The organism is Acinetobacter sp. IK23, assembly GCF_035615275.1.
In the GTDB taxonomy this organism is placed as follows: Bacteria; Pseudomonadota; Gammaproteobacteria; order Pseudomonadales; family Moraxellaceae; genus Acinetobacter; species Acinetobacter seifertii.
Genome location: NZ_JANBNX010000009.1, coordinates 75,434 through 98,229, shown reverse-complemented (window position 1 = coordinate 98,229; position 22,796 = coordinate 75,434). Strand labels below are relative to the sequence as shown.

General features: G+C 37.4%; 18 protein-coding genes and 3 pseudogenes. 17 read left to right on the top strand and 4 right to left on the bottom strand.

Translation table 11 applies throughout. The features are described 5' to 3' along the window. The first annotated feature begins 184 nt into the window (after positions 1-184). The 15 genes from ribBA (at position 185) to MSG95_RS09055 (ending at position 17,750) form a co-directional block, all read left to right on the top strand. Positions 185-1,306 carry a bifunctional 3,4-dihydroxy-2-butanone-4-phosphate synthase/GTP cyclohydrolase II gene (gene ribBA, locus MSG95_RS09125; RefSeq protein WP_077165322.1) on the top strand — a complete coding sequence of 374 codons (1,122 nt, stop codon included), beginning with the start codon at positions 185-187 and terminating at the stop codon, positions 1,304-1,306. Between the two features lie 11 nt (positions 1,307-1,317). Next, on the top strand, positions 1,318-1,788 hold the full coding sequence (ribE, locus tag MSG95_RS09120) for a 6,7-dimethyl-8-ribityllumazine synthase (RefSeq protein ID WP_001007829.1): 471 nt from the start codon (positions 1,318-1,320) through the stop codon (positions 1,786-1,788). A 3-nt stretch (positions 1,789-1,791) separates the two neighbouring features. Next, positions 1,792-2,241, top strand: coding sequence for a transcription antitermination factor NusB (nusB, locus tag MSG95_RS09115; RefSeq protein WP_004704812.1), 450 nt, complete (start codon positions 1,792-1,794; stop codon positions 2,239-2,241). A 19-nt stretch (positions 2,242-2,260) separates the two neighbouring features. Continuing rightward, on the top strand, positions 2,261-3,178 hold the full coding sequence (gene thiL / locus MSG95_RS09110) for a thiamine-phosphate kinase (protein ID WP_000807414.1): 918 nt from the start codon (positions 2,261-2,263) through the stop codon (positions 3,176-3,178). Then, on the top strand, positions 3,156-3,689 hold the full coding sequence (locus MSG95_RS09105) for a phosphatidylglycerophosphatase A (RefSeq protein ID WP_000380679.1): 534 nt from the start codon (positions 3,156-3,158) through the stop codon (positions 3,687-3,689). Before thiL ends, MSG95_RS09105 begins: the two co-directional genes overlap by 23 nt. An 8-nt stretch (positions 3,690-3,697) precedes the next feature. Next, complete coding sequence (gene glmU / locus MSG95_RS09100; protein WP_000108586.1) at positions 3,698-5,062, top strand: bifunctional UDP-N-acetylglucosamine diphosphorylase/glucosamine-1-phosphate N-acetyltransferase GlmU; 1,365 nt, start codon at positions 3,698-3,700, stop codon at positions 5,060-5,062. Between the two features lie 12 nt (positions 5,063-5,074). After that, positions 5,075-6,913, top strand: coding sequence for a glutamine--fructose-6-phosphate transaminase (isomerizing) (gene glmS, locus MSG95_RS09095; protein ID WP_000334192.1), 1,839 nt, complete (start codon positions 5,075-5,077; stop codon positions 6,911-6,913). A 158-nt stretch (positions 6,914-7,071) separates the two neighbouring features. Beyond that, positions 7,072-7,881, top strand: coding sequence for a heteromeric transposase endonuclease subunit TnsA (locus tag MSG95_RS09090; RefSeq protein WP_000085285.1), 810 nt, complete (start codon positions 7,072-7,074; stop codon positions 7,879-7,881). Further along, positions 7,865-9,955: an integrase catalytic domain-containing protein gene (locus tag MSG95_RS09085; RefSeq protein WP_000267721.1), complete on the top strand. Its 2,091-nt coding sequence runs from the start codon at positions 7,865-7,867 to the stop codon at positions 9,953-9,955. The genes MSG95_RS09090 and MSG95_RS09085 overlap by 17 nt, the downstream gene beginning before the upstream one ends. Continuing rightward, positions 9,952-11,604, top strand: a complete 1,653-nt coding sequence (locus MSG95_RS09080; RefSeq protein WP_000181344.1) for an AAA family ATPase — start codon at positions 9,952-9,954, stop codon at positions 11,602-11,604. Before MSG95_RS09085 ends, MSG95_RS09080 begins: the two co-directional genes overlap by 4 nt. Positions 11,605-11,619: 15 nt before the next feature. After that, the gene (locus MSG95_RS09075) at positions 11,620-13,152 is read left to right on the top strand and encodes a TnsD family Tn7-like transposition protein (RefSeq protein WP_000267038.1); all 1,533 of its coding nucleotides are present in this window, start codon (positions 11,620-11,622) and stop codon (positions 13,150-13,152) included. Continuing rightward, positions 13,142-14,743: a Tn7-like element transposition protein TnsE gene (locus MSG95_RS09070; RefSeq protein ID WP_002026997.1), complete on the top strand. Its 1,602-nt coding sequence runs from the start codon at positions 13,142-13,144 to the stop codon at positions 14,741-14,743. Before MSG95_RS09075 ends, MSG95_RS09070 begins: the two co-directional genes overlap by 11 nt. 349 nt (positions 14,744-15,092) lie before the next feature. Further along, complete coding sequence (locus MSG95_RS09065) at positions 15,093-15,380, top strand: hypothetical protein (protein WP_000384516.1); 288 nt, start codon at positions 15,093-15,095, stop codon at positions 15,378-15,380. 4 nt (positions 15,381-15,384) lie between these two features. Then, complete coding sequence (locus MSG95_RS09060; RefSeq protein ID WP_000879942.1) at positions 15,385-17,289, top strand: Dam family site-specific DNA-(adenine-N6)-methyltransferase; 1,905 nt, start codon at positions 15,385-15,387, stop codon at positions 17,287-17,289. 2 nt (positions 17,290-17,291) lie between these two features. Then, positions 17,292-17,750, top strand: a complete 459-nt coding sequence (locus tag MSG95_RS09055; protein WP_000215928.1) for a DUF7226 domain-containing protein — start codon at positions 17,292-17,294, stop codon at positions 17,748-17,750. Between the two features lie 186 nt (positions 17,751-17,936). On the opposite strand, the gene MSG95_RS09050 is transcribed toward MSG95_RS09055, so the two are convergent. Beyond that, entirely contained in the window at positions 17,937-18,434 is a 498-nt protein-coding gene (locus tag MSG95_RS09050; protein ID WP_000336589.1) for a GNAT family N-acetyltransferase, read from the bottom strand. A 187-nt stretch (positions 18,435-18,621) separates the two neighbouring features. On the opposite strand from MSG95_RS09050, the pseudogene MSG95_RS09045 reads away from it, so the two are divergent. Further along, positions 18,622-18,771 (top strand): annotated as a pseudogene (locus MSG95_RS09045) (LysE family translocator); the annotation flags it as partial. Here MSG95_RS09045 and murI read toward each other — a convergent pair. The 3 genes and pseudogenes from murI to MSG95_RS09030 form a co-directional block, all read right to left on the bottom strand. Further along, positions 18,758-19,558, bottom strand: coding sequence for a glutamate racemase (gene murI, locus MSG95_RS09040; protein WP_001063723.1), 801 nt, complete (start codon positions 19,556-19,558; stop codon positions 18,758-18,760). The pseudogene MSG95_RS09045 and the gene murI overlap by 14 nt on opposite strands. A 23-nt stretch (positions 19,559-19,581) precedes the next feature. After that, positions 19,582-20,221: pseudogene (locus MSG95_RS09035) on the bottom strand (HAD family hydrolase). Positions 20,222-20,320: 99 nt separating this feature from the next. Then, a pseudogene (locus MSG95_RS09030) lies at positions 20,321-20,809 on the bottom strand (DUF885 domain-containing protein); the annotation flags it as partial. Positions 20,810-22,018: 1,209 nt separating this feature from the next. Between MSG95_RS09030 and MSG95_RS09025 the strand changes: the two are divergent. Beyond that, positions 22,019-22,789 (top strand): HlyD family efflux transporter periplasmic adaptor subunit, encoded by a 771-nt coding sequence (locus MSG95_RS09025; RefSeq protein WP_077165327.1) that lies wholly within the window; start codon positions 22,019-22,021, stop codon positions 22,787-22,789. Positions 22,790-22,796 lie beyond the last annotated feature (7 nt).

Here is a 22,796-nt window from a genome sequence, read left to right as displayed (position 1 = left end):
TCATGGTATTTATAATCAAGAATTTTATTTTCTTATGCTTTATTGAGATAAGTAAATCCAGATCTATTATGTTGAGATGTAAATTTGGATAAATCAGAATCATAGGCAAAATTCTTTAAACAGCGTAAACTATGCAAAATTTATTAAATAGAAATTGTCTTACGACAAAAAAAGGTGAAAGCGAATGCCGCTGAGTCGTGTTGAAGATCTTGTCGCCGATATTCGTGCAGGCAAAATGGTTATTTTGATGGATGACGAAGATCGCGAAAATGAAGGTGATCTTGTCATGGCAGCAACGCATGTTCGTCCTGAAGATATCAACTTCATGATTACCCATGCACGTGGTCTAGTTTGCCTAACGTTAAGCCGTGAGCGCTGTAAACAGTTAAATCTACCTTTGATGGTTGATCAAAACGGCGCTCAGCACAGCACAAACTTTACGTTATCAATCGAAGCTGCCGAAGGTATTACAACAGGTATTTCAGCAGCAGAGCGTGCGCATACAATTCAAACAGCTGTCGCAGCGCATGCAAAACCAAGCGATATCGTACAGCCGGGTCATATTTTCCCACTCATGGCTCAACCAGGTGGTGTTTTACACCGTGCAGGTCATACCGAAGCAGGCTGTGATTTAACACGTTTAGCGGGCTTTGAACCAGCTTCAGTCATTTGTGAAATCATCAATGAAGATGGCACAATGGCACGTCGTGCAGATTTAGAAATTTTTGCTGAGAAGCATGGTCTAAAAATTGGTACAATTGCCGACCTAATTCACTACCGTATGACCAATGAGCAAACGGTTGAACGTTTGGATCAAAAAACCATTCAAACGGAATATGGTTCATTTGAACTTTACCGTTATCGTGAGATTGGTAATCCGGACATTCATTTGGCTTTGGTTAAAGGCGAGCCAAATGAAGGTGTTACAACAGTACGTGTTCATGGTTTCAGTCCAATTCGCGATTTGCTTAAGCTCAATAAAGCTGATGGTGAACCTGCGTGGAATCTAGACCGTGCACTACAGACAATTGCAGCGAGTGATCGCGGTGTTTTAGTATGGATCGGCCAAGATCATTTGCAAGACTTGGGACCAGCGTTGGATGATTTAAATAAGCCAAAACCGGTGAAATCCAATGCAGCACTTTCACATCAATATCAAACGATTGGTGTCGGTGCTCAAATTTTGCGTGATTTAGGTGTTGAAAAAATGAAGCTTCTTAGCTCACCATTACGTTTCAATGCTTTATCTGGCTTTAATTTAGAAGTAGTGGAATATATCACTGCTGATCAAATCACAACGAAATAATCGAGGTTGCTATGGCAATTCGCCGTATTGAAGGTTTATTACATCTCGCAAGCGAAGGTCGTTATGCGATTTTAGTGGGTCGTTTTAACAGCTTTGTTGTTGAACACTTATTAGAAGGCGCGATCGACACATTAAAACGTCATGGCGTAAATGAAGATAACATTACTGTTATTCATGCTCCTGGCGCATGGGAACTCCCGATCGTTGCTAAAAAATTAGCTACATCAAACCAGTTTGATGCGATTATTGCACTTGGTGCAGTAATTCGTGGCAGCACACCACACTTTGACTTTGTTGCTGGTGAATGTGCGAAAGGTTTAGGTGTAGTCGCGTTAGAAAGCAGCTTGCCTGTTATCAATGGTGTATTAACTACTGACAGCATCGAGCAAGCAATCGAACGCTCAGGTACAAAAGCAGGAAACAAAGGTAGCGAAGCTGCTTTAACTGCAATTGAAATGGTTAATTTATTAAAGGCAATTTAAAGCATGTCTCAAACACTGCAAGCCGCTTATGCAGCAAAACGCAAAGCACGTCGTTTTGCTGTACAAGGTATTTATGAGTGGCAAATGAGTCACAACCCTGTACATGAAATTGAAGCACGTACACGTGCGGAAAATGCAATGCACAAGGTCGACTTAGGCTATTATCACGAACTACTGACTCAAGTCATTGCTCAACGTGAAGAACTTGATGCATTACTTATTCCAGTACTTGACCGGGAACTTAGTGCACTTGATGGCGTGGAACTTGCGACTTTACGTTTAGGTGCTTACGAGTTACGTGATCATTTAGAAATTCCATACCGTGTGGTACTTGATGAAGCAATCGAGCTCGCTAAGCATTTTGGCGGAGCAGACAGTCATAAGTACATCAATGGTGTATTAGACCGTCTGAGTTCGACCCTGCGTAGCGCAGAAAAACAGCAAGCAGATTAATTAATAGGCTTGATGTTCTATGGCTGAGTTTTCAATTATTGACCAATATTTTAATCGACAATCAAATCCAGATGTCGCACTTGGTATCGGTGATGACTCAGCCTTAATTACTCCCCCTCCAAATCAACAATTAGTGATCTGTGCAGATACACTGGTTGCTGGCCGTCATTTCCCTCTAGACACCTCTGCTCATGCTATTGGTTGGAAAAGCGTTGCTGTAAATCTTTCAGATATTGCTGCAATGGGTGCTAAACCCCACAGTATTTTGCTTGCAATCAGCTTACCTCAAGTTGACCATGAGTGGCTTGAAGGTTTTAGTCAGGGAATCTACGACTGTTGTAATCAGTTCGGTGTTGCCCTCATTGGTGGAGATACCACCCAAGGCCCTCATCTCACCATTACCGTTACCGCAATGGGCTGGATAGAAACCGGCAAAGCCGTGTTACGTTCAGGCGCAAAAGTCGGTGATTATGTTTGTGTAAGTGGTCAAGTGGGTGATGCAGCTTATGGTCTTCAGCATTTGGGACATTCGCTGCAGCAAAGACTCGATTATCCGACACCACGTTGTCAGCTTGGGCAAGAGCTTAAAGGACTTGCCTCTAGCATGATTGATGTTTCAGATGGTTTAGCGCAAGATTTAGGACATATTTTAAGAGCATCTAAGGTTGGAGCACGACTTGCCTTAGAAAAATTACCTGTTGACCCAGTATTGCAGCAATTAAAAGAACAACAACGTTGGCAATATGCACTTGCAGGTGGTGATGACTACGAATTATGTTTTACAATAACACCGCAAAATTATGGAAAACTTTTGCAAAAACAACTGGACGTTAAGATTACAATGATTGGACAGATCGTTGAACAAACAAAACTAATTTTTGAGCATTTGGGTTCAGATTACCCATTGCAAATTCATGGATACCAACACTTTGCATAAACCGCCGATTCATTTTAAGAACATGTCTTGGTTCAACCGCTGCATCGTTTTCTGTGGGGTTGGTTTTGGATCTGGTCTCGCCCCTAAAGCACCGGGTACTTTTGGCTCTGCTTTTGCCTTACTTTTTATTCCTATTTGGCTATCTCTCGGATTTAACTTAAGTTTAATCGCTATTATCATCATGTCTTTGGTGGGTATTTATATTTGCGGTCAAACAGCAAAGGTTATAGACGTACACGATGATGGTCGAATTGTGTGGGACGAATTTGCAGGTCAATCTATTACTCTCCTGCCTTTAATATTTTTTAATATAATGTCGTTACAATGGGCACTAATTGGTTTTTGCTTATTCCGCCTGTTTGATGTTTGGAAACCTTGGCCAATCCGTGTGGCTGACCAGAAAGTTGCTGGCGGCTTCGGAATTATGCTGGACGACATCATTGCAGGGCTTTGGGCGGCACTATGTATCATCATATTTATTACTTTCTGGGGCGTAACGCCATTTAAGTAGGTTTACTCATGTCAACTACCGTCATTATCCTTGCTGCAGGCAAAGGAACGCGAATGCGTTCACAACTACCTAAAGTATTACAGCCTTTAGCTGGCCGCCCGCTACTAGGACATGTTATTAAGACAGCAAAACAACTATTAGCAGAAAATATCATTACCATTTATGGGCATGGCGGCGATCACGTAAAGCAGACGTTTGCACAAGAAAACATTCAATGGGTTGAACAAGCAGAACAATTAGGTACAGGTCATGCGGTACAAATGACTTTACCGGTACTTCCTAAAGACGGTATTTCATTAATTTTATACGGCGATGTTCCTTTAGTCCGTCAAACAACCCTAGAGCAACTTGTTGAAGCATCAAGTCAAACTGGTATTGGCATGATTACTTTACATGTCGAAAACCCAACAGGTTATGGCCGTATTGTTCGCCAAAACGGAAAAATTCAAGCGATTGTTGAACATAAAGATGCAACTGATGCTCAGCGCCAAATTCAAGAAATCAACACAGGTATTTACTGTGTAAGCAATGCAAAACTTCATGAATGGTTGCCTAAGCTTTCTAATGAAAATGCACAAGGCGAATACTATTTAACTGACATCGTTGCGATGGCGGTTGCAGATGGTTTAGAAATTGCCTCTATTCAACCAGAACTTGCTTTTGAAGTTGAAGGGGTTAATGACCGCTTACAACTTGCAGCACTTGAACGTGATTTCCAGCAACAGCAAGCAAAAGAACTTATGCAACAAGGCGTAACTTTTGCCGACCCTGCCCGTTTCGATTTACGTGGTTCTGTGAAAGTTGGACACGATGTTCGTATTGACGTAAATGTCATTATTGAAGGTGACTGTGAACTCGGTGACTTTGTAGAAATCGGTGCTGGCTGTATTTTGAAAAATACAAAAATTGCAGCAGGCACTAAAGTTCAAGCTTATAGCGTTTTTGATGGTGCAGTTGTGGGTGAAAACACTCAAATTGGTCCATTCGCACGCTTACGCCCGGGCGCCAAATTGGCGAACGAAGTACACATTGGTAACTTCGTTGAAATCAAAAACACAACCATTGGTCTTGGTAGTAAAGCTAACCACTTCACCTACTTAGGTGATGCCGAGATCGGTGCTGACTCAAATATTGGGGCAGGTACAATTACCTGCAATTATGATGGTGCAAATAAACACAAAACCACTATTGGCGATGCAGTGTTTATCGGTTCTAATAGCTCGCTAGTTGCGCCTGTGACTATTGGAAATGGAGCAACAGTCGGTGCGGGTTCTGTGATTACGAAAGATGTAGCTGAACAAAGTCTCTCCTTTGAACGTGCTCAACAAATTTCTAAGGCAAATTATCAACGTCCCCTAAAGCGTGCAAAATAAGAGGATTGAATTATGTGTGGTATCGTCGGAGGCGTTGCAGAACGTTGTGTAACTGAGATTTTAATCGAAGGTTTAAAACGTCTTGAATATCGCGGTTATGATTCAGCAGGCGTTGCTGTACTGAATAATGAAGAAGTTTTACGTGAGCGTCGTGTAGGTAAGGTGATTAATCTTGCCGATGCAGTTGCTGATCAGCAGCTCACTGGGGTAGTTGGTATTGCTCATACACGTTGGGCAACACATGGTAAACCAACTGAAAATAATGCTCACCCACATATGTCGGGTAAAGTGGCAGTCGTTCACAACGGTATTATCGAAAACTATCAAGAGCTTAAAGATGACCTTCAAGCTCTAGGATATGTATTTACTTCTCAAACAGATACAGAAGTTGTCGCTCACTTAGTTGCAGAAGCACTAAAAAGTACTGACAGCTTACTTGAAGCAGTACAATCTGTTGTTCCTCAGCTTAAAGGTGCATACGCACTGGGTATTATCCATAGCGATTACCCAGATGAGTTAATCACTGTACGCGAAGGTTCACCACTTGTGATTGGTGTAGGTATTGGTGAGAACTTTATTAGTTCAGACCAACTTGCGCTTTTACCTGTGACTAACCGTTTTATGTATTTAGAAGAAGGTGATATTGCTCGCCTGACTCGTACTTCAATTGAAGTATTTGCAAACGGTGAACTTGTTGAACGTCCAGTGAAAGAGCTTGACGCAACAGTAAGCAATGCTTCAAAAGGTGAATACAAGCACTACATGCTCAAAGAAATTTATGAGCAACCAGAAGCAATCAAACAAACGATTTCTCAAGCACTTAACGGCAACAGCTTACGCGAAGACTTCTTGCAAAATGCTGAAGCAGACTTTAGCAAAGTTCAAAGCGTACAAATTATTGCATGTGGTACAAGTTATCACTCAGGCATGATCGCGAAATATTGGTTTGAACAACTGATTGGTGTGCCTTGCCAAGTTGAAATCGCAAGTGAATTCCGCTATCGCACCCCTGTAATTGTTGAAAATACGCTTTATATCTGTATTTCTCAATCAGGTGAAACAGCCGATACTTTAGCTGCATTACGTGAAACTCAAAAGCGTGCAAAAGCAAACAATATCGATATTCAAACTTTGACTATCTGTAACGTTGCTACGTCTTCAATGGTACGTGAAACTGATCACCACTTATTGACCCTTGCTGGGCCTGAAATTGGTGTTGCATCAACTAAAGCGTTCACGACTCAGCTTGCTGCGCTTATGCTACTCGTCTTAAAAATTGGACAAGTAAAACAGCGTATTAGCAATGTCATGATTGAAGAGATTGCTCGTGAATTGTGGCACAGCCCGAAAGTCATTCTTGATACGCTTAAAAATAACGATGAAATTTTACGTTTATCAGAATTGTTCGTTGAAAAACAACACTGTTTATTCTTAGGCCGTGGCACACACTATCCAATCGCATTGGAAGGTGCGTTAAAGCTTAAAGAAATTTCATATATTCACGCAGAAGGTTATGCGGCTGGTGAGTTAAAACATGGCCCATTGGCTCTTGTTGATAACGAAATGCCAATCGTGATTCTTGCGCCAAACGACGAAATGCTTGATAAGCTTAAGTCGAATATGGAAGAAGTTCAGGCGCGTGGTGGTGAATTATTCGTTTTCGCTGATGAAAATAGCGGTGTAGTTGAAAAAGATCGTCAACACGTTGTACACATTCCAGCAGTAAACGAATGGCTTGCTCCAATCATTTATAGCGTACCAGTTCAGTTGTTGTCTTATCACGTTGCTGTATTACGTGGTACAGACGTTGACCAGCCACGTAACTTGGCGAAGTCAGTAACTGTAGAGTAATTCAAAAAGATCATTATTAAGGCATTGTGTTTAGACAATATAGTTTTAAACTGAACATTAAAGTTCTAAACTGTAACAATATAGTTCTAAACTAGACATTAAAGTTGTAAACCAGATAGACCCAGCTATACTGATTAAAAAGTAGGCTGGGTTTTTCTATGAGTAGAGCACCGAGATTCTTCACACAAGAACAAATTAGCAAAAGAATAAAAAGCGGTCGTGGACAAGGTATGGGAAAAGATTACCAACCATGGCTGACTATTCAGGATGTACCCTCTCGTGGGGTCTCTCATCGTATCTACTCTCATAAAACGCAAAGAGTTCATCATTTACTTTCTAATTTGGAACTGTATGTTTTTTTGATTTTAGATTGGTCTAGTTTTGTTCAGGATATTCGGGAACAATTTCCCTTGAATCTAGACGACACAAAAGAAATCTGTTTAGAGCATGGTTTGAGACATCCCAGCATACAAGGCTCGGAACAGGTTATGACTTCCGATTTTCTGATTGATACAAATGATAAGAAAAAACCTCAATTCGTTATTCAGGTAAAACCATTAAAAGAACTCATCAAAGAAAGAACAATTGAAAAACTCGAAATTGAACGTCGATACTGGGAGGTTAAAGAAATCCCATGGAGTATTGTGACGGAACAAAATATTCCCACAACTGCCCGAAAAAATCTTGAATGGTTGAGCCCTTTTATTACTGAACATTTAGAGCCTGATATCTGGGATAGCCTACATACAATTTCTTATTATTTTTTAAAAAAACCAGGGATTTCTATCATTAAACTCTGTAAAGAGATTGATATTCAGGAAAAAACTACAGCTGGAACGACCCTACAATATTTAAGAACACTTATAGCAAATCGTTTAATTAAATTTGATATCCAACAGCCATTCCAGAAATTAAAAGGGTCTGACTTAGTGTTTGATTTAGAGGTGTCTTATGTGGCAAATCAATGAGGTCGTTAAATTTGATGAAAGCCACTACCGGATTTTATTCTTTCAATCTGGCGAAATCATATGGATTAATATGGAAGAAGCCAAAGGAGTTCCAACTTTAGTTCTTGAAGAACAACTTTCACAATGGATTGATGAAAAACGCTTATTTAGAAGCTCAGACCCTTGTGAATATCTTAAGTCTATAGAGCCACCCGTAAACTCAGTCGCTTTTGAAAAACGTGCTCAGGCTTACCAAATTATTGAACCAATCGTATATGACACAGGCTGTTTTAATGAAGAGATTAGAGCTAAACGGGTTCGTTTAGTAGAACAGACAAATATCGCAACTAAGGCAACGATATACAAATACCTACGCCGCTATTGGCAAAGAGGCCAAATTCCAAATGCCTTATTGCCAGATTATAGAAACGCTGGTGCACCAGGAAAGCCAAGAACCTTAGCAGGTTCTAAAAAATCGGGAGCAAAGCGTAAATTTGGCAATGGAACAGGTATTAAAATTACGCCAGAAATTGAAAGGCTCTTTCGATTAATAGTTGAATCTGAATTATTAAATGACAAGAAAATTAATATCACATCTGCTCATCGTCAATTTGAGGAACTCTTTGTTCAACATTACCCACATATAAAACAGGCAGATATTCCAACACGTAGACAATTTGACCATTTCTACAAACGTGAATATGAACTTCCACAAAGAATAGAAACCAGAACTCCTGTATTAAGTTTTCAAAAAGATATACGGCCATTAAGTGGAACTGCTACAGCAAATACGCTTGGGCCTGGTAGTCGTTATGAAATTGATGCAACTATTGCCGACATTTATTTAGTTGCTGATGATGATCGAAGCAAGATTCTAGGTCGTCCGATCCTATATGTAGTGGTTGACGTTTTCAGCAGAATGGTCGTGGGATTCTATATCGGATTTCATAATCCATCCTATGTTGTTGCCATGCAGGCGATTGTAAATGCTTGCAGTGATAAAGTTAGTTTATGCAAATTGCTTGGAATTGATATCGAGCCAGAACAATGGCCAACCCTAGGTTTACCTGATGCCATTCTTGCTGACCGTGGTGAAATGATGAGTCATCAGGTCGAACGCTTAGTACATGGTTATAATGTTCGTATTGAAAATGCACCTGCTTATCGAGGAGATGCAAAAGGTATTGTTGAACGCTATTTTGGAACATTACAGGCAGAATTCAAACCTTATGCTCCTGGAGTAGTTAAAGGAAATCGTATTCAAAAACATGGCGAAAGTGATTACCGTCTTGATGCGGTTTTACCTATTTCTGCCTTTGCCAAAATGATCATAAAGACAATACTTTATCGTAATCAGTATCATGTATTGGATACTTATGACAGAGATGCAGATTTTCCTCCAGACTTACCGTCTATTCCATTACACATATGGAACTGGGGAATTCAAAATCGTACAGGCCATCTTCGTACTGTAGATCCAGATACATTGCGAATCATGATACTACCTCGCAAGAAAGTTTCCATTTCCACTTCTGGTGTCAATTTATGGGGCCTGTATTACATTGGATCAGAAATACTCAGAGAAGGCTGGTTACATCGTAGTAAAGAAGTCACTCGCCCACAGGATCTCCAAGCGGCCTACGATCCAAGCTGTGTAGATAAGATATATTTATTCCCAAAACATGATAGTACGATCTATTGGGAATGCTCTTTATCAACCAAAAGTCGTCAATTTGCGGGTATGTCATTTTGGCAAGTGTGGGAGATACAAGATCAAGAAAAAAATCTACATGCGATTGAAAAGGATAATAGCAAAGCTGCTCGTAGAGAGCTGGATCAATTTATTCGTGACACCATTGCTGAAGCAAAAAAAATGGCGACCAACTCTGGTGTATCCAATCGCCAGCGTTTATCTGAAATAAAATCGAATAAAAAGTCTGTTCGTGAAAATGAGAAATTATCAAATACTTCCTTAAAACCTGATAAACACCCTAAAGATCAAGGAACCATTATTTCATTTAAGCCAAAACAAGATGAATCAAACTATCCGCAGTTCGTTCCAGGTCTTTTTGATGATGAGGATGATCAGTCATGACAAATCATATAATAAGAAATGCAGAATATCAGGACACAGGTGTTCATGCTTATAAAGACAATCCTTTCATTGAGGCCCTACCACCTATTCAAGAACCATTTGAAGATACAAAAAATCTTATCTCAAAAGTAACGCCTACACTTGATGATCTAAAGCAAAAAAGAGTCATTCGTGCCCATAATATCCATCAGATCACAGGTTCCTTTTTTCAGCCTTTAGCAATGCATATGTTACTGAGTGAACGTATTTCTCTCATGATTCGTGGAGGGTATGTTGGACGTAATCCAAACACAGGAAAGTTGCAACAACACCTGCAAAATGGTTATGAAAGATTGCAAACACGTGATCTGAATGCCAAACGCTTTGATGAAACTGAATCCACTGCTCATAGCATGGCCATCATTGGCTGTTCAGGTAGTGGTAAAACGACCTCTTTACGAAGAATACTAAACACATATCCTCAAGTCATTTTTCACCCAACATTAAATCGCCATCAGATCGTCTATTTAAAGATAGATTGCTCGCATGATGGTTCACTCAAAGAACTTTGTCTCAATTTTTTCCGAGCAATTGATAAAATCATTGGTTCAAATTATGAGAAAAAGTATGGGATGAAAAGACATGGCGTAGAAACCATGCTTGCCCTCATGGCACAAACAGCCAATATGTTTGCCTTAGGCCTGTTAGTCATTGATGAAATCCAACATTTGAGTCGGGCAAAGTCTGGCGGTTCAGAGAAAATGCTGAACTTCTTTGTCACCATGACCAATACCATTGGTATTCCTGTGCTGTTCGTGGGTACACCTAAAGCTAGAGACATCTTTGATCTTGATCTACGTTCCAGTCGACGTGCTGCTGGTCTGGGATCTATCTTTTGGAATCCAATCCCACAATACCTACCTGATCAGAAGAGTCAAAACCCTGAGTGGATAGCATTTACCAATACACTTTGGAAGTTGCAGTACTTGCAGAAAAGAGACCCTATCTTAAGTGATGAGATTCGAGATACCTGGTTTGATTTGAGCCAAGGTATTCTCGATATTGTAGTAAAACTTTTTATTTTGGCTCAGTTACGTGCCCTCGCAACGGGAGCAGAAACGATTACTGTAGAGCTGCTGAAACGTGTTTATGAAGATGAGCTGAAACTTGTACATCCTATGCTCAGCGCATTACGTTCAGGTATACCTGAAAGAATCGCTCAATTCTCAGATCTTGCTGTACCCGATATGGATAAGAAAATCATCCATCTTATTCAGAAAATCTCCGCATCTACCGTTGAATCCGAAGAAGACCAAGCCTTAAAACAATTGAGTAATGATGATCAACGACGTGTATATCTGATGCTAAAAGATGAATTCCCATCAGACTCCATCATCTTTGCCATTCAAAAAATTGTAGCGTTAAAACCTCAAATATCTAGACAACAGCTCTTGGCTGCTATTGTTCAAGCAATGGAGACAGACAATACACCGTCACAGGCACCAGCAACCAAAAAGAAAAACCAACGGATTAGCTTAAAACAATGGAATGAGCTAGAAGATACTGATCTTCGGCATATTTTTTCGATAAACCCAACCAGCCCAGAAAGTATTTATACCCAATTAGACCATCAAGGTTTAATTTTGCAAATGTCAGACCTGTTGTCATAGTATGGGGTAAGAATCATGTGGAATTTTCCAACACCGCTTCCTGATGAGCTGATTTACAGTACCATCGCCCGTGCTGGATTACACCATGGCATTCAAAGTCCAAAACAGTTACTTGATGAGGTTTACCAAGATAGAAAAGTCGTTGCTACCATAGACTTACCCAGTCATTTAAATGCTATCGTACATTTATTAGAGCGAACTGGCTGTTTTAGTTTAATAGACCTGATTTACAAACATACGATGTTTGGCTTATATGCACCTTTTGTTCAGGAGTCCCATCGACAAAAGGCAATCACTTTAATGGCTGAGCAGGCATCTGGCTCTATTCATCTTATGCTTGGTCTGAATGCTTCCAGAGTCCCCAACAACACCAAATTCCACTACTGTCCAATCTGCATACAGCAGCAACGAGAAACTTATGGAGAGTATTTCTGGAATAGAGCCTGGTTTCTACCCAACCTTTCAATCTGCCTGAAACACAATTGTTCACTTCTGTCTCAGGATTATATTCAACAACAGCATCGGCATCTATTCTTGCCCTTATTACCAAATCAAACTCAAGACTCCGCTCATTCCTATTACAAGGAAGACTTCATACTAGGGCAAATGGCTGTGGAGTTATTACAACTCGATCCTCAACCATCGCCAAGCCATGAACAATGGACTAAATTTTATCTGGAAATGGCTGATGCAAAGAATTTCCGTAGAGGGAATCATGTTTGTCATGAGCAAACTTATGAGCAAGTGATTAAAAATTTTAATCTTGGTTATCTTCGTTCTAAGAATTTAAGTATTGACCACCAACAAGATACTTCATGGCTTAAATCTATTTTCAGAAAACACCGCAAAGCCTTTAGTTTCTTGGAACATTGTATTGTCTGGTCTTCATTTATACCCAAAATGTCACCTAAAGAAATTATGCAATATGTCAGCTCTATTTCAGCAACCCCATATTTTGTAAAACGAACTATTTCTACTGATAATATTCCTCCTATAAAAACAGAGGAGATGAGACAAAAATGGCAAGATATCGTACAACTTCATGGTGTAAAGGCTGGCCGTAATATTAAATCAGGTTCGGCAACTTATATGTGGCTATATAGAAACGATCAAAATTGGCTACTGACATTTAATTCAGGACATTTATCACAACCTCAAGCCCGAAAAAATAAAATAAATTGGTCTATCCGTGATTTTTCAATAACCAAAGAATTATTCAAAGTTTTATATCGTTCAAATGATGACTTAGCTTGTCCAAGAATGTCAAAGAGTTGGTTTCTCAATCAGTTATCCAAAGGAAATTCCATTTCCAAACATTTGCAACAACTGCCTTTAAGCTCCAAATTTCTTTCAGCTTATTCTGAAGATACAATGGCTTATCAAATACGGAGAATTACCCATGCCATGATCAGGCTTGGTTATACAGAATCCAGTACTAAAGATAGATGGCGAATATTACGACTTGCAGGATTAAGTAAAGAAAGGATTACTCAAGAAGCCCAAATTTTCCTAAATATAATTTGTGAGAAGAAGACTTATGCACATTAAACGCCTCCCTTTAGATACATTGATTACAGGTATAGGACACCTATTTAGATATAATGATAAACCCTGGTTTATTAATCTGTGGGGAGAGTCTGAAGACTCTAAAGCAAAATATAACACCTCTTTTTCCCACATGCATTTGCTGGCTAAACGTCGAATTATCAACTCCACCAAAAATGAACATAGAAAGTCTGGATTTCACCTAAAATTTAGATGTCCCTTACCAGCAGAGTGGATGTCTTTTGCCCAATCTAAATCAAAATTTCACTTTTTTGGGTTTGATGCTCTGGCAACCTTTTCAAATGAAGCACAAACCGTTAAGCAAGTCCATATTCAATTGCCACAGCTTGAGTTAGCCAGAGCTTTCTTCTTCCAAAATGCTTATCTCACTCGATCTGCGCTTGAGTTGAATGTGCTGGCACAAGACTTTGATATTCAGAGCAAGACTGATCATTACCTAATTAATGTTCTTCCATCATGTGAAGGTTCACTTGCAACTTCTCATTTTAATAAACCAGGGTTTCGTCGATTCCTTGCATATCTACTTCTAAATAAAAATATAAGAGCTTCATATGAAAGCATCGCTCAACAGTGCCAAGCTTTTGAAAGCATTAATAATACGGTAAGAACATGGAACTTTAGTTTCATTCCACCCAATTTAACAGACGTAAACATCGAGGCACATGGTTATTACGACAGGTTAACCAATACATTTAAGATAGATGAAATCATTGGCTTTTCTGGGCTCTCCACCCATATTGATAAGCCTGTTTATTTTCATCATGATAAATTTTCTAAAGCCTCAAAAAAATCGGGTAATACCAGTACCATACCACCAAAGCCGAATCATGCAGAACCCAAACTGAATGATGAGGAAGAAGCAACGCCTAGTAATAAGCCTACTATTGTAGATGGTCCAACCACTTTACTTGATTTTGATGACCCGTTTGAAACAGGGAAAGTCGCAGATAAAACTGGCTCAAAAAATGCTGTTATCGTGGATGATGCCCAAGAGTATATTGATGAGTTAATTGGTGATGTGAATGCAGATGAGCCAGGAATTGGTGGCACAGTTAAAGCTGGTGATTTTGAGGGTTCTGAGGATCAGACCGATGATGCTCATTTATATCTAGATCGCTTCTCAGCTTTTATAAAGATGCTTTATAAACTTGAAGAAAAGTATGGAATTCAATATTCACTGACTTTAAAAGTTCTACCTGAAGTAGAGGGATTTACCAAACATTTAAAGTCCGATAATAATCCACGCTGTATTGCTGAAGTACATTTTCTGCATCAAGGCCAGCATTTCATTTTACTGGAAGTTGATACATCCGATAATGCAACTCGCCTTTCAACACAATTATTAATAATAAAAGATATGAACTGCTGGGAAGAGGATTATGAAAAAATTCGTAAATTTGTGATTCAAAAAACACTCAATTGGCCGCATAGCTTCATCAAAAAAATAGCAGTTCAGCAAGTCAGATTTAATCACCCCCGTCTTGAAGAACATGGACAACAAATCGCCATTGAAGATTTAGAAAGTTGGGCTAGTCGAATTTATAACAAACTAATTATTTTTGATAACAAATGAGTAAATTATAAATTAAGTAATAACTTCTGAGACCGAACTTCACGTCAAAGTAGATAAAATCAAATAATAAAAATAAGTTAAAAAATATGAAATTAGATTTGTATACATACTATTTGAATAGTATTCAATTTAAGAACAACTCCATACAAAGTCTATTTTGACTAATAGAATATTATTTTAAAGCAACATTTAACTGTCCACTTTCCAATAAATATTTGTCTAAGCCCACAATAAAACACATAAATTTATGTGTTTTACACATTTTATTATTTATAAATTAAATAAATTAATTATTTTATTTAATATTTTAATGTGTTAAAATAATTAAAACATGTGTTGATTGAATTGTATGGATTACATTGAATTTCGACGCCAACTTGGTAAGGCAGGTCTTACGACAGGAGAGTTTGCTGAATTGGTAAAGATGAGCAGTAATGCTGTGACCAATTGCTCAAAAAAAGGGGTTGTACCATCTCATCTAGCAATCATTGCAACGCTTATGGCTGTAATGGCCGATAACAAACTGGATTTCCGTGCAGTTTTTAATGAGATTGAGATAGAACCAAAGAAACCACGTGGTGGTGCCTCTAAAGGAAAATTTGGTGGCAGTAAACAAATAGTTTTACCAATGGAGTAACATCGTGTTAGCTAAAAAAAATGAAATACTCTATCAAGAGAAAGTAATAAATTGCCGCCCTCTATTGAAATGGGCTGGGGGGAAAACTCAACTTTTAACAGAAATTACCCCTAAAATACCAAAGAAATATGGTCGATATATTGAACCCTTTTTTGGTGGTGGAGCCCTCTTTTTTGCTTTAAAGCCAAGCAATGGGATAATTGCAGACAGTAATCCAGAGTTAGTAAATCTCTATCAATCTGTAGCAGATGATGTAGATGGAATTTTAGATCAGTTAAAGCAGTATCAAAATACAGAAGAAGTTTTTTATGCTGTTCGTAGTCAAGATTGGAAAAAACTACCTAATGTAGAAGCTGCTGCAAGAACTATATTTTTAAATCGGACTTGTTTTAATGGACTGTATAGGGTTAACAAAAAGGGACAATTTAATGTTCCTTTCGGAAAGTATAAAAATCCTAAAATAATAGATGAAGAAGCTTTAAGAGCTGCATCAATAATACTAAAAGACACTACTATTATTTGTGGAGATTATAAAGACGTATTAAGGAAACAAGCTCAGCCTGGAGACTTTATATTTTTAGATCCTCCATATTTACCTATTTCTGAATATGCAGATTTCCAACGCTATACCAAAGAGCAATTCTATGAAGAGGATCACACAGAATTGGCTGCCGAAGTCCAGCGCTTACATGAATTGGGTTGTCATATCATCCTAACAAATTCAAACCACCCTTTAGTACATGAACAATATAGAAAATTCCCAATAGAAGTAGTTCAAACTAAACGTTATATTTCATGCAATGGTAAACGACGCACTGGGGAAGATGTTATTGTGACAATTCCACCAAAACCTCGATTTGATATTCGTATAGTTCCTGAAAGCTTATCTGAACAAATAAAATTATATCCTCCTACTCGCTATATGGGTTCTAAGAATAAATTATTATCTGAGATCTGGGGTGTTGCTTCTCAATTTGAGTTTGACACAGCGGTAGATTTATTTTCAGGTTCGGGCATTGTTGGGTATATGTTTAAATCATATGGTAAAACCGTTATTAGTAATGATTACATGACTATGGCATCTGTTTTTGCTAAAGCAATGATTGAGAATAATAATATTGTTTTGACCTCTGAAGAAACCTTATCATTACTTGAATCAAAAGGGCCCAATGATTCATTTGTAGAAACTAAGTTTAAAGACTTATATTTTTCTGATGATGATAATAAATTAATAGATATTCTTAGAGCCAATATTAAAACTATAAAAAATCCATATAAGAAAGCAATTGCTATGTCTGCATTAATGCGTGCTTGCTTGAAGAAACGACCACGAGGTATTTTTACCTATGTTGGCTATCGTTATGACGATGGGCGTAAGGACTTATCAATGTCGTTTCGAGATCAATTTTTAGATGCAGTAAATATGATTAATGCCTCAGTCTTTGATAATGGTCAGCAAAATAAAGCTCGCCTCGGAGATGCGATGACATTAAAGCATCAAGGAAATAAACTCGTTTACATTGACCCACCTTACTATTCACCATTATCAGATAATGAATATGTTCGCCGATATCATTTTGTAGAAGGTTTGGCCCGAGATTGGCAAGGTGTTGAAATACAAGAACATACTGTTACAAAAAAGTTTAAATCGTACCCAACTCCTTTTTCTTCTCGTAAAGGTGCAACGGAAGCCTTTGATCTATTATTTAAGCGGTTCCGTAATGACATACTTATAGTATCTTATTCATCAAATAGTCTACCCACACTAGATGAAATGTTGGCGATTATGTCAAAATATAAGTATCATGTAGAGGTAATCCCAATAGATTATCGTTATTCAATTGGCAACAAAAATGCCAACTCCAGTGATAACAACAAAGTTCAAGAATATTTATTCATAGGGTATTAGACGTGACAGTTATAGATACAAGTAATTTTCTGCAAGCTGATGATATTGAAAAAGTAATGTTAGTTCCCTTTGCCGTACATAATGGACACCATACTGATGATGCTATGGAAAATTATATCGGGGTTGATTCAAATGGACGTCAAGGACGTTACTATAGATTAGCTGCTGAAAAGCTGGGATTAGTCGAGTTAATTAGAAATAACCATACTATTTTGACTCCTATTGGGCAAAATTTTGTTACTTTCAATAAGTCGCAACAAGATCAATATATGGATTCAGCTATTCGGAACTTGCCAGTATTCGCCGCTGCCATCCAGTTTACCCAAAGTCAAACACCTCCTCCATCTCAAAGCCAATTAAAACAGTGGTTTATTAATTTATACCCTGGAGAGCAAAACACAGCTGAACGAAGATTTTATACTTTCATAAACTATTTGCGTTTTTGTGGATTTCAATACTAAGCAAAAATTAAACCCTGTAGTTTATAACTATAATGTTAAATGAAAAAATAAAGTCTTGAACTAAGTTTAAGACTTTAATGTAAAAATTTAATTTTATGAAATTTTTAACTTATTGATTTTATTAGACCACAAGTTTACAACTTTATTGTTCAAACACAAGTTCTGTACACTCTCGTACGATATTACTTAAAGTAAACATTCCATTTTTGGATTTCTATCGCCACAATTCAACGACAAAGACTCGCAATCAACTCTTATAAAACCATGTCGAGAATAAAAATTTATTGCTCGCAAATTATGTGAAGTTACACTTAACACAACTCTATTATGCCCTTGGGAACTGGCAAACTCCTTAATCGCAGAAATAAGCTTATTGGCAATATCACTGCCACGAAACTCTGGATTGACCCACATAGCGATGACATTAAATTCAAGTGATGCATCTGCTTTACCACCAACAATACCAATCGCTCGAGTTCTTTGCATCGCTAGAATATATTGATATTGAGAACGGCCAGAAGCACGAGCACGCCAATCTGCCTCACTATATTTCAAAGCAGCCGCATATGTCACTGAAAAAGCATGAGGACTATCGAGTAGTGACTCTAGGCGAACCATTTTCAAAATTTCCCAGTCATTCTCTATAGTATGACGGACTACAACTTCACCTAAGTTTTGACACATGTCATATCTCAAACTTTTATGTGTTTAAATTTAATTAAGGAACAGACTAATGCATGAATAGATAGTGAATTGAAATGAATTTTTCTTCATATTTAACTATCAGAATGACTATAAAGCAAACCCCATTCAAAACTAGTCTTCAACTCATATCAAGATTTAGAAACTAACAATTACTACATCTAAACTGCTTGTTTCTGCTGATGTGGTTTGTGTGTTTTTAGCCAATTATATTAGCCAAAAATTAACTAAATCGAAGAAGCCCCAAAAATCTATGTCAGTGATAGGTGGACTCATTTTTATGGGGCTAGGCATTTTTCTTGGATTTAAAAATCAGTAGTTTCTACAGGTAAATGCGTACCCAACAAAGAAAAACTAACATCCGCAACTTCCAACGCGTCTGAACTGGTCCAAATAATATGATTCCCTTTATTTGGACTTTCAGAACTTAAATGATATTGATTGAGCTGCCGAATTAATTGCGCTGTTACAGCCTCCGAAGGCTCAATAATTTGAATATCACGGCCTACAATTTCCTGAATCGTATCTGAGACAAATGGATAATGTGTGCATCCTAAAATAATCGTATCAACTTTTTGCTCGACCAACGGTGCCAAAATATTTTCTAAATAATCCTTAACTTCCGCGGTATGCGCTTTGCCCGTTTCAATTTTTTCAGCCAAACCAATACATGGCACCAAAGACACTTTAATATCTTGCGCATACGTTTCAATTAAACTTTTTAAGTTTTTGCCCTTCACCGTGGTTGCCGTTGCCAAAACAGCAATATGCTTGCTCACGGTCATGGCAACCGCGGGTTTTACCGCTGGTTCTATCGCAATAAGTGGTACATTAATTTGCGCTCTAATCGTTTCAACCGCTACAGCCGTCATGGTGTTACAAGCAATCACGATCGCTTTGCACTTACCTTGAGCAACTAGGTTTGAAATTAAATGCGTGGTTCGTGAAACAATCCAGTCGCTTTCTCTGTCTCCATAAGGGACATATCTCGAGTCGGCGAAATAGATAATGTCTTCATTCGGAAGAGCCTGCCGAATATGCTTAAAGAGAGACAACCCACCTAAACCAGAGTCAATCATTCCAATCGGGTTGTTATTGTTATTCATGGTTTGTCCTGCATTTCATATATTTAGAAAAATTCTTTCATGGTTGCCAAGTCTGTTAGCACGACTTTGGGCTGGATGGTTTTTAATTTTTCGGCCGATGTATAACCCCAACCTACCGCAGCAAAATCAATACCTGCTTTATGTGCAGCTTCGCCATCGGTGGTTTGGTCGCCGACATAAATGGCATGGTTTTTACTTACATCCAAAATGTTGAGAACACGCGTTATCCGCTTCGCTTTGCCAAATATAGACGAGCCGCCATCAATATGACTAAAAAGCTCACAGAGTTCTTTACCGAGTACATTTTGACAGTTTTCTTTAGAGTTTGAAGTAATAATTGCGAGCGTATATCCACGCTTATGCAGTTCAATTAAGTGGTCCCGCATACCTTCAAACAAATGAATTTCTTCATCTCTTTCTTTCATTAACTGAATAAAATCTTTCGCAATCCAAGGCAGTTTCCATCGAGAGACATTCATCTCTTTCATAATTTCTCTAGGCGTAAGTTGTTTGTAGTACTCGACTTCGTGAAGGCTTACCGATTTAAACTTATACTTTGCGGAAAGTTGATTTAAAACGCTTAGAAAAAAAATGAAAGGAGTCGGCTAAAGTGCCATCTAAATCAAAAATAATAGCCTGATATTGTTTTAGGTTTTTTTCCATTTCTAGTTTCGAAAATATATTTTTTATTATTATATTCTGTTTTCTATTGGTTTTTAAATCAGGCCCAACGAGGACCTGACCTAAATTTCAAATTTTATTTTAAGCTGCTGCTTTTTGTTCCTTTATCCAATTTTTAATACGGGCATCAAGTATATTTAAAGGCAAGGTTCCTGCATTTAAGATCATGTCATGGAAGGCTTTAATATCAAAACGATCTCCAAGCTCCTGTTTGGCGAGCTCCCGTAGCTCTAAAATTTTGAGTTGGCCCATCTTATAAGCTAATGCTTGGGCAGGAATAGCAATATAGCGATCTGCCTCTACCTGAATATCAGGCTCGTCTAAAGCAGAGTGTTCTCGCATAAAATCAATCATTTGCTGACGCGTCCATTTTTTATAATGTACGCCAGTATCAACCACTAGACGACAAGCACGAAACAACTCACTCGATAGTCTTCCATAGTCTGAAAGTGGGTCTTTATAGAAACCAACATCTTTACCTAGTTGCTCTGCGTAAAGTGCCCATCCTTCTATATAGGCAGTATGGTTAGGCTGCTTTCGGAACATCGGCAAATTTGGCAGGTTTTGGGAAGTTTGGCAAATTAATAGTGCCCCAAAAAAGTTTGATAAACAAATATAAAAAACGAATTAGCTCAATATAATCTAAAACAAAAAGTCATGAATGTTAAGCAACAAGTAAGTACCGAAATACTATCGTCTACACGAAAACAGAAAGCCGAATCTGCGAGATTCACAATAATCAAAACCATGAAAGGTTTTAAATAAAAGGCACAACATCTAGTTCTATTGATACTGCTACACGAATTATGAAGCCCCAAATCACGTAAGATAATCAGATCAATAATTTCTACGCCAAAGCGGAAGAAGTCATCTGATGAACTTAATGAGAATTTAAAATTACGTTTCCCTTTATACCACGATTTACTCAGTGAAGGTGATGAGCCATTAACTTATTCACGAATAAGGATGAATCGAATGAGTAATAAAGTCATTGTTATGTTAAGGAATACCAACTTAGTATTGGGAATTATGCTGGCAATCCATTTATAAAGCATACTCCCTATTCTAAATTAATCTAATATTATCAATGGTTTGAGATCAAAAGTAAATTTCGACTTTACAGACCACACCCTGAAACATTATCTAAAATATGAAGAAAAACTACACTATCTCTAAAAAGTTGGACATTCACATTTGGATTGAACATTAGATGGAAATACCTACTTGAAATTAGACTCTCTATAGTGAATCAATGATATGCAATATTAGAAATTGATCTCACTGATAACACAAAACCAATCTAAACATTAGTTGTATAAATCCATGCTCTCAATAATTGAAGTCATAATTTTAAACATATTGCTAAAAAATTGTTAAAAGCCCTCTTCGATGGCCCTCTGCTGAACGTGTACAAGATTTCGGAATTACTTATACGTTAAGGCATCCCAAACCTTTAGAAGAGCTAACTGAATTTAATGAATGGTTACAAGGATTAGAAAGAATATTAAATCCAAGCATTTCAAAAACATATAACATTTCAATACTTCTTAATCTATAAGTGGTTAGGCCAATAAATCACTATTCAGATACAGTCTATTTAAATCTCATCAATTCATCTATATAATTAAGTTAGCGAAATATTTACTTATTATTTGGATACAATTAAATCCTTAATATAATGATTTGTTCGTAAAAATTTAATAGGTGTTCTAAACTCATACTAAAACTTCATTTCAGAATAGCATGAAAATATCGTATATTTAGGTTAGGTTTAATTTAATGATATATAGAAAAGAAGCACTCGAAAATCAAAGTAATAAAAATTTTAGCAATATTTCATTAGTTAGGCCATTCTCAAAAACATTATATATATATCTTCTTTTATTAACAACAACACTCATAGCCACATTTCTTTTTACTGGAGAGTACACAAGATACATCAGTGTAAAGGGAATAACCTTACCAGAAGATGGATACATAAAAATACAAACTAATGAGTCAGGTTTAATCAAAAACCAATATTTTAAAGTTGGAGATCATGTAAAAAAAAATGATTTACTTTACACTTTAGAAATTAATGGTTATAAAAAAGAAATAAGATCCCCCGTGGATGGCTCAATAAGTATAATTAATTCAATAGCTAATAAATTTCAAAAAAAAGAAAGAACTATGATGATAATAACTCCTAGTAACAAATTAAAAATAAATCTATATTTAGAAAGTCAGTACATTTCAAAAGTTAAAATAAATAATAAAGTTTTATTAAAATATGATTCTTATCCATATCAAACCTACGGAATAAGAGAAGGATATATATACAAAATTTCAAATATGGCATATTCTGCATCAGACATAGATCCCGATAACTTGATTCTAAATAATGATAAAAAAGGGGAGATCTACTTCCTGATAGAAGTAAAAATAAAAGAAAGTAATAAAAAATATTATGAAAATAAAATAGAGGAAAGAGCTGGATTGACATTAACAGCAGAAATTAAGCAAGATCGCAAAAAAATTATTGCGTGGATCTTAACCCCCTTTAAAAATTAAGAGTTAC

Coding starts and splice junctions, on each gene's coding strand:
- ribBA (WP_077165322.1), top strand. CDS start 185: ATGCCGCTGAGTCGTGTTGAAGATCTTGTCGCCGATATTCGTGCAGGC.
- ribE (WP_001007829.1), top strand. CDS start 1,318: ATGGCAATTCGCCGTATTGAAGGTTTATTACATCTCGCAAGCGAAGGT.
- nusB (WP_004704812.1), top strand. CDS start 1,792: ATGTCTCAAACACTGCAAGCCGCTTATGCAGCAAAACGCAAAGCACGT.
- thiL (WP_000807414.1), top strand. CDS start 2,261: ATGGCTGAGTTTTCAATTATTGACCAATATTTTAATCGACAATCAAAT.
- MSG95_RS09105 (WP_000380679.1), top strand. CDS start 3,156: ATGGATACCAACACTTTGCATAAACCGCCGATTCATTTTAAGAACATG.
- glmU (WP_000108586.1), top strand. CDS start 3,698: ATGTCAACTACCGTCATTATCCTTGCTGCAGGCAAAGGAACGCGAATG.
- glmS (WP_000334192.1), top strand. CDS start 5,075: ATGTGTGGTATCGTCGGAGGCGTTGCAGAACGTTGTGTAACTGAGATT.
- MSG95_RS09090 (WP_000085285.1), top strand. CDS start 7,072: ATGAGTAGAGCACCGAGATTCTTCACACAAGAACAAATTAGCAAAAGA.
- MSG95_RS09085 (WP_000267721.1), top strand. CDS start 7,865: ATGTGGCAAATCAATGAGGTCGTTAAATTTGATGAAAGCCACTACCGG.
- MSG95_RS09080 (WP_000181344.1), top strand. CDS start 9,952: ATGACAAATCATATAATAAGAAATGCAGAATATCAGGACACAGGTGTT.
- MSG95_RS09075 (WP_000267038.1), top strand. CDS start 11,620: ATGTGGAATTTTCCAACACCGCTTCCTGATGAGCTGATTTACAGTACC.
- MSG95_RS09070 (WP_002026997.1), top strand. CDS start 13,142: ATGCACATTAAACGCCTCCCTTTAGATACATTGATTACAGGTATAGGA.
- MSG95_RS09065 (WP_000384516.1), top strand. CDS start 15,093: ATGGATTACATTGAATTTCGACGCCAACTTGGTAAGGCAGGTCTTACG.
- MSG95_RS09050 (WP_000336589.1), bottom strand. CDS start 18,434: ATGTGTCAAAACTTAGGTGAAGTTGTAGTCCGTCATACTATAGAGAAT.
- murI (WP_001063723.1), bottom strand. CDS start 19,558: ATGAATAACAATAACAACCCGATTGGAATGATTGACTCTGGTTTAGGT.
- MSG95_RS09025 (WP_077165327.1), top strand. CDS start 22,019: ATGATATATAGAAAAGAAGCACTCGAAAATCAAAGTAATAAAAATTTT.